The 14,427-nt window shown below is 35.4% G+C and carries 13 protein-coding genes; 3 read left to right on the top strand and 10 right to left on the bottom strand.

Going from position 1 to position 14,427, the window contains the following annotated elements:
• The first annotated feature begins 21 nt into the window (after positions 1-21).
• The 3 genes from BUB48_RS06870 (at position 22) to BUB48_RS06855 (ending at position 3,970) form a co-directional block, all read left to right on the top strand.
• Positions 22-1,473: a spore germination protein gene (locus BUB48_RS06870; RefSeq protein WP_073025514.1), complete on the top strand. Its 1,452-nt coding sequence runs from the start codon at positions 22-24 to the stop codon at positions 1,471-1,473.
• A gap of 3 nt (positions 1,474-1,476) precedes the next feature.
• Complete coding sequence (locus BUB48_RS06865; protein ID WP_073025513.1) at positions 1,477-2,667, top strand: Ger(x)C family spore germination protein; 1,191 nt, start codon at positions 1,477-1,479, stop codon at positions 2,665-2,667.
• 220 nt (positions 2,668-2,887) lie between these two features.
• Positions 2,888-3,970, top strand: a complete 1,083-nt coding sequence (locus tag BUB48_RS06855; protein ID WP_073025511.1) for a GerAB/ArcD/ProY family transporter — start codon at positions 2,888-2,890, stop codon at positions 3,968-3,970.
• A 34-nt stretch (positions 3,971-4,004) separates the two neighbouring features.
• Here BUB48_RS06855 and BUB48_RS06850 read toward each other — a convergent pair whose 3' ends face one another.
• From BUB48_RS06850 to BUB48_RS06805, 10 genes are all read right to left on the bottom strand, one after another.
• Positions 4,005-5,186: a cation diffusion facilitator family transporter gene (locus BUB48_RS06850; RefSeq protein ID WP_073025510.1), complete on the bottom strand. Its 1,182-nt coding sequence runs from the start codon at positions 5,184-5,186 to the stop codon at positions 4,005-4,007.
• A gap of 11 nt (positions 5,187-5,197) precedes the next feature.
• Positions 5,198-5,821 (bottom strand): response regulator transcription factor, encoded by a 624-nt coding sequence (locus BUB48_RS06845; RefSeq protein WP_073025509.1) that lies wholly within the window; start codon positions 5,819-5,821, stop codon positions 5,198-5,200.
• Positions 5,799-6,896, bottom strand: a complete 1,098-nt coding sequence (locus tag BUB48_RS06840) for a sensor histidine kinase (protein ID WP_073025508.1) — start codon at positions 6,894-6,896, stop codon at positions 5,799-5,801. The genes BUB48_RS06845 and BUB48_RS06840 overlap by 23 nt, the downstream gene beginning before the upstream one ends.
• A 68-nt stretch (positions 6,897-6,964) precedes the next feature.
• Positions 6,965-8,068 carry an ABC transporter permease gene (locus BUB48_RS06835; RefSeq protein ID WP_073025507.1) on the bottom strand — a complete coding sequence of 368 codons (1,104 nt, stop codon included), beginning with the start codon at positions 8,066-8,068 and terminating at the stop codon, positions 6,965-6,967.
• The gene (locus BUB48_RS06830) at positions 8,065-9,180 is read right to left on the bottom strand and encodes an ABC transporter permease (protein ID WP_073025506.1); all 1,116 of its coding nucleotides are present in this window, start codon (positions 9,178-9,180) and stop codon (positions 8,065-8,067) included. Before BUB48_RS06830 ends, BUB48_RS06835 begins: the two co-directional genes overlap by 4 nt.
• Positions 9,177-10,127, bottom strand: coding sequence for an ABC transporter ATP-binding protein (locus BUB48_RS06825; protein WP_139249939.1), 951 nt, complete (start codon positions 10,125-10,127; stop codon positions 9,177-9,179). The genes BUB48_RS06830 and BUB48_RS06825 overlap by 4 nt, the downstream gene beginning before the upstream one ends.
• Positions 10,128-10,220: 93 nt before the next feature.
• Positions 10,221-10,928: a hypothetical protein gene (locus tag BUB48_RS06820; protein ID WP_073025504.1), complete on the bottom strand. Its 708-nt coding sequence runs from the start codon at positions 10,926-10,928 to the stop codon at positions 10,221-10,223.
• Positions 10,921-11,820 carry an ABC transporter ATP-binding protein gene (locus BUB48_RS06815; protein ID WP_073025503.1) on the bottom strand — a complete coding sequence of 300 codons (900 nt, stop codon included), beginning with the start codon at positions 11,818-11,820 and terminating at the stop codon, positions 10,921-10,923. Before BUB48_RS06815 ends, BUB48_RS06820 begins: the two co-directional genes overlap by 8 nt.
• Positions 11,817-12,191 (bottom strand): GntR family transcriptional regulator, encoded by a 375-nt coding sequence (locus BUB48_RS06810; protein ID WP_073025502.1) that lies wholly within the window; start codon positions 12,189-12,191, stop codon positions 11,817-11,819. Before BUB48_RS06810 ends, BUB48_RS06815 begins: the two co-directional genes overlap by 4 nt.
• Positions 12,192-12,327: 136 nt before the next feature.
• Positions 12,328-14,271: a sensor histidine kinase gene (locus BUB48_RS06805; protein ID WP_073025501.1), complete on the bottom strand. Its 1,944-nt coding sequence runs from the start codon at positions 14,269-14,271 to the stop codon at positions 12,328-12,330.
• Between the last annotated feature and the right edge of the window lie 156 nt (positions 14,272-14,427).

Raw genomic sequence — 14,427 nt, 5'->3', positions numbered from 1 at the left:
TTTTTTCAAAGTGGTGGTAGTATGGACTTAAATACTAAAAATCTGGAATCCTTATTGAGCAATAATTTAGATATATGTTTTAAAAATATATATGTTGGCTTAGACAGAACTATTAAAGTAACAATTGTTTATATAGAAGGGCTGACTGAAAAAGAACATCTAAGCAGTTTTGTCATCAGACCCCTTTTGGAAAGCCCTGATTTTCGTGACGCAGAAAAAGAAGAAGAAATAATTGCATTAATTGAATCAGGGGGCTTATATTATCCTCTGAGCAATAAGCTTAAAGATATTGATTCTGCTGTTTCTTCATTATTTAAAGGAAATGTTTTATTGGTTTTTGATGAAGAATCAGTTTCATTTTCATTTGAAGTCCAGGGATTTGAAAAGAGAGCTATAACTGAACCTTCCAGTGAAAATGTAATCAAAGGGCCAAAAGATACCTTCGTGGAAGATCTTATGACCAATATTTCCACAGTAAGAAGAAGAATAGCATCCCCGGACTTAATTATAGAGAAAACAACTGTGGGACAACAAACAAAAACTACAGTTGCTTTAATATATCATAAAGGCATTGCTAACGAAGATATAGTTGATGATATAAGAAGAAGAATCGATTCCATTCGTATTGACGGGGTATTTTCTACTGCATATCTGGAAGAATATTTGATAAGTAAAAAGTATTCACCTTTTCCTCAAATTATATTTACAGAAAGACCTGATAAGTTTTCATCAAATATCATAGAGGGGAGAGTCGGAATAATCATAGACGGCTTTCCCACAGCTTTAATACTTCCAGCCACCTTGGTAGCTTTAATGCAAGCTCCTGAAGATTATTCCACAAACTTCCTAGTGAGCTCTCAAATAAGATTTTTACGATATTTATTGATTATCGTAACTCTTTTTCTGCCGGGCTTTTATATAGCTGTTACCTCTTTTCATCATGAAATGCTGCCGACAGTATTGATATTATCAGTAAAAATAGCCAAAGAAGGAGTCCCCTTCCCAACGTTTCTTGAAACTATAGCTTTGCTTATCGCTTTTGAGATTTTGGTTGAAGCCGGTATCAGACTTCCTAAAAGCATAGGTCAAGCCTTATCAATTGTAGGAGCAGTAGTAGTTGGTCAGGCAGCAGCCCAGGCCAAGCTTTCTTCTCCTGCAGTTGTTGTACTGATATCTGTTACTGCCATATCAAATTTTGTATTGCCCAATCAGGATTTGTCCAATGCCATTAGGCTATGGAGGCTTATCATAGCTATAGCTAGTAGTATAGCTGGTCTTTTTGGCATGTGCATAGGCGGTCTTTTTCTGTTATGTCATCTTTGCTCCATTGAAAATTACGGTGTGCCATATCTGTCACCTTTTGTGTCCAGCACTAACCCTCAATTTCAGGACACTTTTATCAGAAGTCCTGTAAGGTTAATGAAAAAAAGACCTATTGATTTGAAAACCCTAAATAAGAAAAGGATAGATTAAGATATGAACTATAAAGTGTATAAGATACTTATTGTTATTCTTATATTCATGCTTATTACAGCTGGCTGCTCAAATATTAGTTTTGGAAAAGTAGAGATAGATGAGCTGTTAATTCTAAATGCAGTGGGAGTAGACAGGTCAAATGACAATAACGAAAGCGCTGTAGCAATATCCGCTGCTTCAAAAAGCATAAACGCAACCTCAGAAGAGACCAGTAATGCATCTGCTGGTCAAAAGGGTAATTCAGCACTGCTTGTCTCTACTGGTGAAACAGTTTTTGAGGCTATTAGAAAGCTCTCAACCTTTTCTGAAGATAGATTATTCTGGGGACATGTTGACTATATCCTGATTGGAGAAGATGCAGCAAAGGATAACTTGCCCCAATATCTGGACTTTTTTATGAGAGACCATGAGTTGAGATTAAACTCAAAGGTTTTGATAGTAAAGGATAATACGGCCAAGGCCGTTTTTCAGCAAACCATTGAAGAAGAGAACTTTATAGGTGATATACTGGAAAATCTATTTAAATCAAAAGGACGGATGTCCATATCCGATGAATTACTCCTGGTAGAAATTATGGGTATGTTTGATAATACCTGTATATCAACCTACATCCCATGTATTGAATTAATAAATGAACCAAATAATAAAATAAAGCTGTCCGGATTTGCTCTATTCAAAGATACTGATTTGTTTGGGTATATTACTGATGGTATGGCAAGAGGCTTTAACTGGGTCAGAGGAAAAGTTGACTCAGGAGTTATAGCTGTTAAGGACAGAAATGGGCAAAAAATATCACTTGAAATAATAGAATCAAAAACTAAGATAAAACCTGTCATATCCGATGGCAGGCTTGATATAAAGATCAAAATATTATTTTCAACTAATATAACTGGTGTAATGGGAACAAAGAATATTTTTGAAAAGGATGAACTGGATTTTCTGAAAACACAACAGGAGGAAGCAGTTAAAAATGAAGTAAAAAAAATAATAGAGTTTGCTCAAAAAAATAATATGGACATATTTGGAATATGCAATGAAGTTCATCATAAAAAGCCAGTTTATTGGAAAAGTATAAAAGACAACTGGTCTGAGATATTTCCAAATCTCAATATAACAGTGGAAGTTGACTCCAATATAAACAGAACTTATGATATAAAACAACCAGTAAGAAGCGGTTATGGGGTGGATTAATGATTGCCTGGATCATCATAATAATTCTGATATCATCTTGGGAACTTTATAATATGAGAAAAAAAGATTTGAAGAAAGAAAAAGTAATCCTTATTTTTCTTACCTTACTATCTTTATTTATGGTTTTTATAAAATCAAAATATCCTTACGATATCAGTATAGCAAGATTTGCACTTGATCTGTTTGGCTTACCACATTAAATCAAAGGAGAATAGTACATATGCTGGCAGGTAGACAAAAGATATCATTGAAACAGGCTTTGCTTATTTATATTACTTTATTTTTCTCACCTTCAATACGATTCATGCCTTCCTATACTGCAGTCATTGCAAAACAGTGCGGTTATCTGTCCCCTATAGTACCTTTTATTATTTTACTCCCTGTCATTATCTTATTGAATAAAGTATTTATGAAACATAAAGATAAATCTTTGATAGATATTTACTACCATTCCTTAGGCAAAACTGCAGGAAAAGCTTTGCTTTTTTTATATGTCTTATGGATGCTGCTGATAACTGCATTATACACAAGATATTATAGTGAAAGGCTTGTAACTACAGTATTTACCCAAACTAAGATCGATATTTTTATACTGGTAATGATGGTCACTATTGCATATGTATTAAAATCTGGTTTTGTAGTAATTGCAAGAATGAATGAAATAATCTTCCCATTAATCAGCGTAATCTTCTGGAGTTTAGCAATATTTATGCTGCCTAACTTTAAAATAGATAATATCACCCCAATAAGTTATTTAGATATAATACCTATTGTGAGAGCCGGTTTTGGCATCTCTTTTCTATGGGGCTATCTTATTTATATATTATTTTTAAGTGACATTATAAATGATAAAGAAAACTTAAAACATCAGGGTATGTATACATTAACTTATTTGACTATTTCGTCTTCAATTTTAGTTGCCTTTGTAATTGGTATAATTGGCTATTCCATAACAGCTAAAATTCCTCTTCCATTCATGGATGCTGTTAAAATAGTATCCTTTTTTGACATAGTAGCCAAAATTGAATCGGTAGTAGTCATAATATGGATCTTAGCTGATTTTATCCTTATCTCAACCTTTTCATATATTATACTGCATTTACTGAAATCCATATTTAATTTAGAGGATGAAAGACACTTTATCAATATATTTTTAATAATCTTATACTTCCTTGCAATGCTGATCACATCCAGTAAAATTGAACTTGAAGCCTTTTCATATACTATAGGTATTGCAGGCAATTTTTTACTGAATATAATCATACCCTATATTGTTTTGGCTATAGCTTTATTCAAAAAATAAGACACTGGGGACGGTTCTTTTTGTCCCCAGTGTTTTATTTGAGGAGTGAGTATTGTCGGTCTATGGTTATGATGGCATCATAGTTTGGATGCCTCTTTTTTATTGCCTCTTTTACTTCTTCCACCAGTTGCTTTTCATCCTTCTCCCTAAATTCATAGGGCACCACCATATCGAATATCACATTCAAGTGCTTTTCATTGCCCACAACACGAAAGTCATGGATGCTCAAGTCCTGGGGGAATTCCTTCAACACATCCATTACCTGGGTTTTTGCTGTTTGAACAAGCTTATCGTCCGTATTTATTGGATCCATGTGTATCACCAGATGCAATCCTAATTCCTCTGATATTTCTTTTTCAGCTCTATCGATTATATCGTGAGCTTCCATTATATCCATGCTATAGGGCATCTCTGCATGGATGGAGGCCACTATCCTTCCGGGACCATAATTATGAACTATCAAATCATGTATGCCAATTACACCTTCGTAAGAAAGCGTCTTATCCATAATGGCTTTAACCAGGCCCTCATCTGGAGCCTCTCCTAATAGAGGATTCAATGTATCTTTTATGAGATTATAGCCATTGTAAAGTATGAAAATGGATACTGCCAGACCCACATAACCATCAATGGGTATGGTAATCCATTTTGAAGCCATCAAAGATAAGGCTACAACAGAAGTAGCTGCCACATCGCTTAGGCTGTCAAAGGCAGTAGCTTCCATAACTTTGGACCCAATAGTCCTGCCTATTTTTCTGTTAAATAAGGCCAGCCATACTTTAACTATTATTGAAGCCAGCAACAGTATAAATGTAAAGATGCTGAATCTTAAAGCTTCCGGATTAACTATTTTCTTGATGGAGCTTTGAACAAATTCAAAGCCTACCACTATTACCATCAAAGAAACCACCATTGCAGCTATATATTCAAACCTACCGTGACCAAAAGGATGCTCCTTATCAGCAGGTTTTCCGCTCATCATGAATCCAAAGATTGTCACCACAGAAGAACCCACATCTGAAAGATTGTTGAAAGCATCCGCCATTACGGCTATGCTGTTTAAATATAATCCTATGGATAGCTTCAACAAGAACAATATAATATTGGATATGATGCCTGTAATGCCTGATAGATAGGCATATCTCTGTCTTACCTCCCTCGTAGCCGTATTCTTATAATCTCGCACAAAGGTTTTAATCAAAAAGTCAGTAAACAATCCAACATCTCCTAACTAAAATTTTTAAGATAATAAATTGCCAACTGAGTTCTATCTCTTAGATCCAATTTTTCCAAAAGTGCAGTTACATAATTTCTTACGGTTCCTTCGCTCAAATATAGTTTTGCCGATATTTCTTTATTTGATAATCCTTCGGATATTAGCTTCAAAACCTCAGTTTCTCTAGCTGTAAGATCCACATCCGGCTTTCTCTTTTTCTCCTTTTCCATCATAGATGTAAGCACTTCGGCTATGTCTTTTTGAAAAACCGCATTGCCCTTATGCACCGTCCTCAGGCAGTCAATTATGCTGTCTGAGGATTGATTCTTAAGTATGTATCCTTCCGCCCCATTTTTTATGGCTTCTCTAATATATTCATCATCTCTGAAAGTGGTGAGAATTATCACCTTTACATCTTTAAAGTTTTCTTTAATAAGCTTAGTCCCAAGAACCCCATCCATAACAGGCATCCTCACATCCATGAGAACCACATCAGGTTTTTCCTTCAGACAGAATCTATAGGCTTCCTGCCCATTGGATACCGCACCAATGACTTCAATGTCTTCTTCCAATTCAAGCAGAATCTTCAGACTATCCCTTATCAAGGCATCATCATCTACTATTAGCACTTTCAATTATACCACCTCCATCGTCCATTGGTATAATGCATACTATATTAAATCCATCATCTCCGTTTACGGACAGCATGCCTCCTGCATATTTCATTCTTTCCCTCATTCCGCTTATGCCCAAGCCTTCTCTGATATTCTTGCAGCCTCTGCCATTATCCTTTATGTGGAGTCTTGTGTAATTATTATTGGCTTCCAAGATTATTGTAACCTTTGTAGCTTCTGAATGTTTCAATATATTGGTGAAGGCTTCTTTTACATTCTGGCCGAATATTTCAATATGATTGGGTTTTAACAATGCCATATCTCCTTTTTTGGAAAATTCCACGGCACAATAGTTAAAGTTCTTAATAATATTCTCTATATATTCTAATCCCATAGCTTCCTTTGGTCTAATATTATGTACCGTCTCCCTAAGAGTTACTATGGCTTCTGACAGTCCTTTGATGGAGTTCTGCAAGAGTTCCCGTGATTTGTGCCGGTCCTTGTCCCATATTTTGTACGAAGCTTCAAGCTGCATCATGATACCTGCCAGGCTGTGGCCTACGCTGTCATGAATCTCCCTGGCTATTCTATTCCTCTCTCTCAGTTCCGCCAAATGCTCAATATTCTTGGAAGCATTAAGCATCTCAGCTCTAATCTTTTCCAGTTCATATCGCAGCCTTCTCTCATTGTCATAGGCTTCTCTGTACAACCTTTCTCGCGCTTTTATACGGTTACTAATATATGAAAAGTATCCACAAAGTATCATAAGCAACAAATATGTTGCCATGGACTTAGCCTCAAGAAAGATTATCCCGGGAATTATTAACAGTCCGGATATATTCAAATATCCGGACTGAATAAGGTCATAGACCATTATTGGATATATATAAATATAAGTAGCTTCCATATAAGACAGATACAGTATGACAGCAGCCTCTCCAATCATAAGGGCCATACTGTTCTTGTACATATCCCTATATACATTGGAAGCTATGATTATAAGCAGCAAAGATATCTCTATGAATCCAGGGCTGCCTGCAATTATTTTCATTGTTATAACATATGAAAACAATAATATTTTTATTATACATTTCATAGCATGACCTCAAAGCATAATAAACTATTTATTCCATAATACACCATCACCTGTTCATCATCAATATGCTATGCATAGCTATTTATTTTGACTGAACCTACAAGGAAAAAAACCAGTGAAAAAAGCAACAGCACTATTATTTCATTGCCTACAGTTGCTATGTTGCCACCATTTAGTATTTTCTCCACACCTTTCATAGCCCATGTAGCAGGCATCAGTTCACTAATTCTCTGAAGCATAATAGGCATTATTTCTCTTGGCCATAAGCAACCACCAAGCATGGCCATTGGAATCACAATCAATGGTGTCAATGCTGATACATGGCTCAAATTTTTTGACAGGTTCACTATTGCCATACCCATGGATACACAAACCGCAGAGTATATTAATATGAAAATCAGCAGACTTGACATTGAAGAACCAAAACCCATTCCAAACATATACCTAAGGATTCCGAATAATACTATTATCTGTACCCAGATTATTGCAAAGAAACTAAGTATATTGCCCAATGCATATTCCTTAAGGGTTAAGGGAGATATTAAAATTCTTTCATAGGTTTTTAACCTCTTATCCTCTCCAATCAATGATGCAGCATTAATTGCCATATACATCATAAACATCAACATAATCCCTAATCCTGATTGAACATAGTAACCTCCTGATGAAACAGATGAAACATCTTCATATTGCGTTTCAAAATTTCCTTCCATGTAATATTCAAGGCCTTTTTTGAATTCTTCCTCATCACCCTTTGATGCTATGGCTATTTTCCTTGCTGAGTTTATAAAATTATTAATATAAATCTTTGCAGGTATTAGACCATTATAATCTCTTATTCCATAGGTTTTTAACTGTACTTCCTCTCCTGACATCAGGCTTTCTGTAAAGCCTTTGTCTATCTTTACTCCAAAATCTATCTCATCATTTAGCAGTCCATATTTTATTTCTTCTTCTTTAAGAAATAAAACCATACAGTTTTTTTCAAGGCCACGTATAAGACTCTCAGTGAGAAAAGTAACATCATTGTCTGTGATTCCAACTCTTACAGGGCTATTGTTGTTTCCTACAAGCACATATAGCACAAGGGTTATGACCGGAAGAACTACCATCACCATTAAGTTGTATTTATCCCTCAGTAATCTTCTCATATTATTTTTGAATATGATCAAGCCAGGCTCCTCCTTCCCCTAAAAGCACTTATTACCAATAAAGACAATGAAGCTATCCATAGTATTGCCATATAATTTCTTATTTGGCTTTGGCTTCCGTCATAAATTGCATTAAGCATTATCCTAAGACCCAAATAGTTTGGTGACAAAAAGCTCAGCTTTTTCATGACAGATGACATGGAATGATATGGTACATAACCTCCACCTAAAAATGTAAGTACCTGAACCATTGTACTCAGCAATGCATGGGCTTTGTTTTCATTCCCTATTATCATGGAAGTCGCAACTCCTAAACTTGTGGCTAAAACAGCCAAAGTGATACATGTAAACATTATAAATGGTATGTTATCTCCCCAATTGACATCATAAACATATTTTGTAAATAGAATTATGACTGAAGCATCAATTACTAGGGTTAAAATTATACCTGCCACCTTCCCTATAAATATTTCATGAAAATGCAAAGAAGCTGATTTTAGCCTTATTTCTGTCCTATAAAACTGCTCTTCAGCCATGGAAAAGGCTCCATAGGTGGTACCATACATCATGGTCATAATCAGCATGGTCATAGCATAGTAATCTAAAGCCTTAGGTCTTTTACCATCTGGGTTTATAGACTCTTCAGAGATGTTATCATAGAAGGATGTGTTTACGTCATTACCTCCTAACATTGAATAGGCATATTCTGCATTGGCAGATTGGTTGAAGCTGTCAATAACACTTTGCACAACAGAGCTTCTGAAAATATTCCCACTTCTTTTATATACATGGATTCTACCTTCATTGTCTGTTTTTACATGCACAAGAGCAAAGGCCTCTCCGTTTTTTATCTTTTCCATGCCCTTATCAAAATCCTCAACGGTTTCTGTGTTGATGATTTCTTTTATATCTTCCTGTTTCAAAAATTCATTTAAGCTTTGTAGCAACTCATCCTCATTTTCATTTACCAGTATCACCTTTACCGGGTTTATGTTCTCTATTTGGAAGGATCCATCGAGAGCAGCGCCAAGTATAAGTATCATGACTATAGGCAACGCCAGCATGGAAGTCAAATTTCCATAATTCCTCACTTTTCTTAATGCTGTGTAGTAGGCTATATATAAGGCCTTCATGCTGTAGTCACCTCATCTCTCAAGGTTCTGCCTGTCAATGTAAGAAATACTGTTTCCAAATCAGGCTTTTCTGATATGAGAGATACTATCTGATTTCCTGAGTCGATGATGCATTGGATAATATTGTTCAAGTTATTGGTTCCTTTCTTTGATATAACTGTAATCACATTTCCTTCCACGCTGCAATCTACAACATTGTCCATGGTCTTAATTCGATCCACTAAGGTATAATTAATCCCATCCAGAGTTATGACAGTTTTTTCTTCTACTGTCACAAAATCTTTTAACTCTTCCTTGCTTCCTCTGGCTATTATCTTGCCATGATCCATGATGGCTATATAGCTGCATAGCTGTTCAACTTCCTCCATATAATGGGAAGTATATATTATCGTAGAGCCTTCATTCCTCATCTTTTTAACAGATTCAATAATATGATTTCTTGACTGGGGATCTATGCCCACTGTAGGCTCATCCATTATTATAAGCTTAGGCCTATGGACCAAGGCGCAGGCTATGTTGAGCCTTCTTTTCATACCTCCGGAGAAATTTCTCACAAACTGCTTTTTTTGGTCTAAAAGGCCGGTAAATTCTAACACTTCTTCAACTCTGGCCTTTAGCAAAGAACCCTTTAGATCATAAAGCCTACCGAAAAACTCCACATTCTCATAGGCAGTAAGATCCGGGTATATGGCTATATCCTGTGGAACAATACCTATATATTTTTTGATTTCAGAGGCATGTTTTTTCATATCCTTGCCGAATATGTTTATCTCGCCTTTATCTGCATCTCTTATGCCTATTACTGTATCTATGGCAGTGGTCTTCCCAGCTCCGTTAGGTCCCAGGAGTCCGAAAATCTCCCCTTCCTTTATGCTGAAACTTATATTGTCTACTGCAAGAGTATCTCCATATCTTTTTATGAGATTTTTAACTTCCAAAATCATGATAAAACCCTCCTTACTCTTCCTACCATAATATTAAACTTTGGATCATGTCCATTCTAATGACAAAAATCAAAAGATGATATGACATTTGTCATATCATCTTTTGATCTGACTGGTGCGAGCCAGAGGATATATTATTAGATAGCATAACAGGAAGAAAGCTAGGGAATAAAGAGTCATCATGATATATCCTTTACCTCCGGCACAAGATAATACCAAGGATTCCAAAAAACCAAATACTGCCTGAGTAACTCCTGGAATAAACATCAATAGCATTATTAATGCTCCTATTCCAAATAAAAACATCATTCCCTTTTTATAGTAAATGCTTGCTATAAGAGTAAAAAGGACTGTGGCGCAAAGGGTAACCAAAAAGCAAATCCATGTCATTTCAAATATTCCCTTTACTCCAGAAAAAAACTGTCCAAAATGCTCATAATTAAATCCTAAAAGTTTATACATCAACCATTCCCATATTGAAAGGAGAGTATATATAACCGACATTATAAGGGATAGCAATATGTTGTATATAGCAAAACCAAATATGAAATCCTTTCTTGTTATTCCCATGTTAAGCATATATGGCAGAGTTTCATTATAGCACACCATTCCAGAAACTGCCCCAAAAATCACTACAGCGACAATGCTGTTTGTAATAATTACGCTCTCATATCCTCTGCTCTTGAAGTATATTGAAATTAGTATGCCTAATGCTGAAATAGCAAACATGATGGACCAAAATATCACAAAAGACTTCTTTGAATTTAGATAATGCATCTTTAGATGGGACTTTATCCTATTCATTTATGTCACCCCTTTTAATCATTTTTCCGCCTGTGAGGAATATGAACAATTGCTGAAGAGGAATAGAACTTATAGCTAGATCATCTAACTCCATAGCCCTTATTTCATTATCTGAGATACTGTCAAATATAGCTACTGCCATTGTATTCCCAAACTCCTCTTTACTCAAAACCTTTTTCCCGGAAATATGCTTTTCAACTCTATCTTTAGTCCCTCTGATATAAAAAGCCTTGTTCTTTATATCTTCAGAATTACCTTCCAACATTACTTCTCCCTTGTTCAGTATGATTACATCTTCCAACAGATTGCTTACTTCATCTATAAGATGGGTAGATAATATGATGGTTCTTGGGTTTTCCATATAATCCTCTATGAGTACATCATAGAATAATTGCCTGCCGGCAGCATCAAGACCAATATAAGGTTCATCAAATATAGTTATGGGTGCTCTGCTGGCTAATCCTACAATTATCCCCAATTGAGATTTCATGCCTAACGAAAGATTCCTATATGTTTTTCTTTTATCCAGCTGGAACTCTATTAAAAGCCTTTCTGCCAGCTTTTTATCCCAATTATTATAAAAGCTTGAAGCTATGTCTAAAGCTCCTGTTACACTAACATCTTTCAGAAACATACCGTTTTCCTTTACTATGCATATATTTCTTAAGGCTCTGCCATTTTCATAAGGACTCTCACCAAATATCTTCACTTCTCCGTCGTCAGGGAATGTCTGTGCAGTAACAATATTCAAAAGTGTGCTTTTACCTGCCCCGTTTCGCCCAAGCAATCCGTATATCTTATCCTTTTCCATATTCAAATTTATATGGGAAAGTGCCGTGGTTTTTCCAAAATGCTTGGATATGTTCTTGCATTCAACTGCATAGGTCATCATTTATCTCCCCCTTCATAATTTCTTATGATATCTATCAGGTCTTCTTTGGTTATATTTAATTTCTCCGCTTCACGAATAAGTTTGGATATATGATCTTCAATGAATTGTTTCTTTCTTTTGCTTATTATCATATTTCTTGCTCCTTCTGCAACAAACATGCCAATACCTCTCCTCTTAAACAATATTCCTTCTTCTACCAGAAGGTTTATTCCCTTGGCGGCAGTGGCCGGATTTATACCATAAAGTCTGGCAAATTGATTGGTAGAATACACCTGATCTCCTTCGCTCAACTCACCGCTTATAACAGCATCCTCTATGGCTTCAGCAATCTGCATATATATCAATTTATTCTCATCCAAAGGTAACTTCATCAAAGCACCTCCTTGCTTTAGTGGTTAATTACTTGTGTAATTAACTATATAACTTTTGAATTTATTTGTCAATATGATTTTAGAAGTTTATTACAAAAAAAGAACGGTATAACCGTTCTTATATGATATATGTTATTTAGAAATAAATATCTGAAAACTCAATATTCATTCTTTCTATATTTTTTCTTCTTATAGCGTTCAAAGCTTCATCACTGAAAACATTGTTATTATCTACAGGAAGTTCAATTATGAACTCACTTCCACACCCAGGTGCACTTATTAAAGATATGGTTCCATCATGAAGCTCTACCAAGGATTTAACCAACGATAATCCTATGCCGCTACCTTCCTGTTCCCTGGTCAGCGACTTATCAATCTGTCTGAAACGTTCGAATATGATATGCTGTTTTTCTTTGGGAATTCCTATTCCTGTGTCCTTAACACTTATGGCCACACTGCTCACTTTGTCATTTATATATACGCTTATCTTCCCTCCAGGCTTTGTAAACTTAATAGCGTTTGATATGAGATTAAGCATTATTCTCTCTATTTGGTCCGGATCACACCTGATTTCTTTTTCTTCGACATTTGTATCAAACTCCAGCCACAAACCCTTTGCTTGAACATACTGTACTACAGAAAGGGTTATATCCTCCACGATTTTAACTATATCATAGTAACCCATATTCACATCATAATATCCAGAGTCAATCTTAGTTATATCAATCAAGTTGTTTACCATTCTCAGGAGCCTGTAGCAGTTTTGTTTCATAATGTTGGTGTACTTGTCCATATTTTTGCCTTCTTTTTTGTTTTGTATTTCCATTAGCTGCAACGTTCCTAATATCACATTTAAAGGTGTCCTGAACTCATGGGAAATATTTGAGAAAAATTCATTCTTTATCCTATCATATTCCTTTGCTTCTTCCAATTGCCTTTCATTTTCTTTCATTGTCAATCTAAGTTCCTCTGCTTTTTTCCTCTCTGTAATATCTCTTACGATTGCCATCACCTGAATACTCTTTTCATCCGTGAAGCCAACATTTACCACCTCTACATCTATTTCCATGCCTTCTAGATTGCATAGCTTTATTTCAAAAGGACTGCCTCCGCAATTTAGATTTGTTAAAGCTCTGCTCACTTGGTTTTTCATATTGTAAACATAATCAGGATGTATAAAATCATATATACTCCTACCTATTACTTCCTCCTTGCTTGAAGCCTTCAACATCTTTACACCTGCATTATTTATAAAAGTAATTATGTCTCCTTCATGAATCATCACTGCATCAGGCTCCAGTTCCACCAGATTCCTATACCTGCTTTCACTTTTGGCTAATTCCTGTTCCTTTTTTATTAATTCCTGACTCATAAGCTTTCGATCTGTTATATTGACCATATACTTTAGCATATATAGGACTTCCCCAGCATCATTCCTTACAGCAGAAACATTGCAAAACACCCAAACAGTGTCCAAATTTTTCTTCCGTAACTTCTTTTCAATATTATAGGTCTCCCTGCTTCCGTTAATGATACCTCTTGTCAATTCCTCTTCTTTCAAAGCGTCATGCAAATCTGTTATATCCCACCAGTACATGTTAAGAAGTTCATTTTCTGTGTATCCCAATAAAGAACATAATCTTTGAGGTACTTTTATAAACTTTCCTTCTACAGATACATGACAAGTCATTATATCTGATATTTCTTCTGCCCGAGATACAAATGTTTGACCTTCCACGAACTTTTCATAATAGCTTCTGTATCTGTAATCCATGACAGCAGCAATTGTTGCTATGCATATGATGGTTATAATATTCATTGTAAACTCATGATTGGATAAACAAATCAAAGCTGATTTGATGCTAGTATTATTTCTTATGTAAATCATGAACAATATGGCCATAAGTCCACTGCCTACTCCAGACATCACTCCACCCATATATATTGAAAAAATTATAAGCATCGAGAAGATAACCATCAAGGAAGATGGTTTCCATGATATTGAAGAGTTGCAAAACAGCAGTATGGCAAAAACTGTTAACATTATGCCTATGTATTTATTGCGTTTTCTCTGCATCATATTATCTGCTCCCGCACATAGTCTGGATATTATGTAATATATTGACTTATTCTATACATTTATGCCATATCCTCTAAATTAATTATCGCAAGTTCCGACTTCATCTGAGGTGTTTTTTTCTATTTTTCTTCAAATTTCTCCATGCATTATTGAGGT

The organism is Lutispora thermophila DSM 19022, assembly GCF_900142105.1.
Classification (GTDB): Bacteria; Bacillota; Clostridia; order Lutisporales; family Lutisporaceae; genus Lutispora; species Lutispora thermophila.
Note: the sequence above shows the minus strand (reverse complement) of the source record. Positions and strands in the feature narration are given on the sequence as shown.

Excerpts from the sequence above, each read along its gene's own strand:
- BUB48_RS06870 (WP_073025514.1), top strand. The coding sequence starts at position 22 with ATGGACTTAAATACTAAAAATCTGGAATCCTTATTGAGCAATAATTTA.
- BUB48_RS06865 (WP_073025513.1), top strand. The coding sequence starts at position 1,477 with ATGAACTATAAAGTGTATAAGATACTTATTGTTATTCTTATATTCATG.
- BUB48_RS06855 (WP_073025511.1), top strand. The coding sequence starts at position 2,888 with ATGCTGGCAGGTAGACAAAAGATATCATTGAAACAGGCTTTGCTTATT.
- BUB48_RS06840 (WP_073025508.1), bottom strand. The coding sequence starts at position 6,896 with ATGAAATGTATAATAAAAATATTATTGTTTTCATATGTTATAACAATG.
- BUB48_RS06830 (WP_073025506.1), bottom strand. The coding sequence starts at position 9,180 with ATGAAGGCCTTATATATAGCCTACTACACAGCATTAAGAAAAGTGAGG.
- BUB48_RS06820 (WP_073025504.1), bottom strand. The coding sequence starts at position 10,928 with ATGAATAGGATAAAGTCCCATCTAAAGATGCATTATCTAAATTCAAAG.
- BUB48_RS06815 (WP_073025503.1), bottom strand. The coding sequence starts at position 11,820 with ATGATGACCTATGCAGTTGAATGCAAGAACATATCCAAGCATTTTGGA.
- BUB48_RS06810 (WP_073025502.1), bottom strand. The coding sequence starts at position 12,191 with ATGAAGTTACCTTTGGATGAGAATAAATTGATATATATGCAGATTGCT.
- BUB48_RS06805 (WP_073025501.1), bottom strand. The coding sequence starts at position 14,271 with ATGATGCAGAGAAAACGCAATAAATACATAGGCATAATGTTAACAGTT.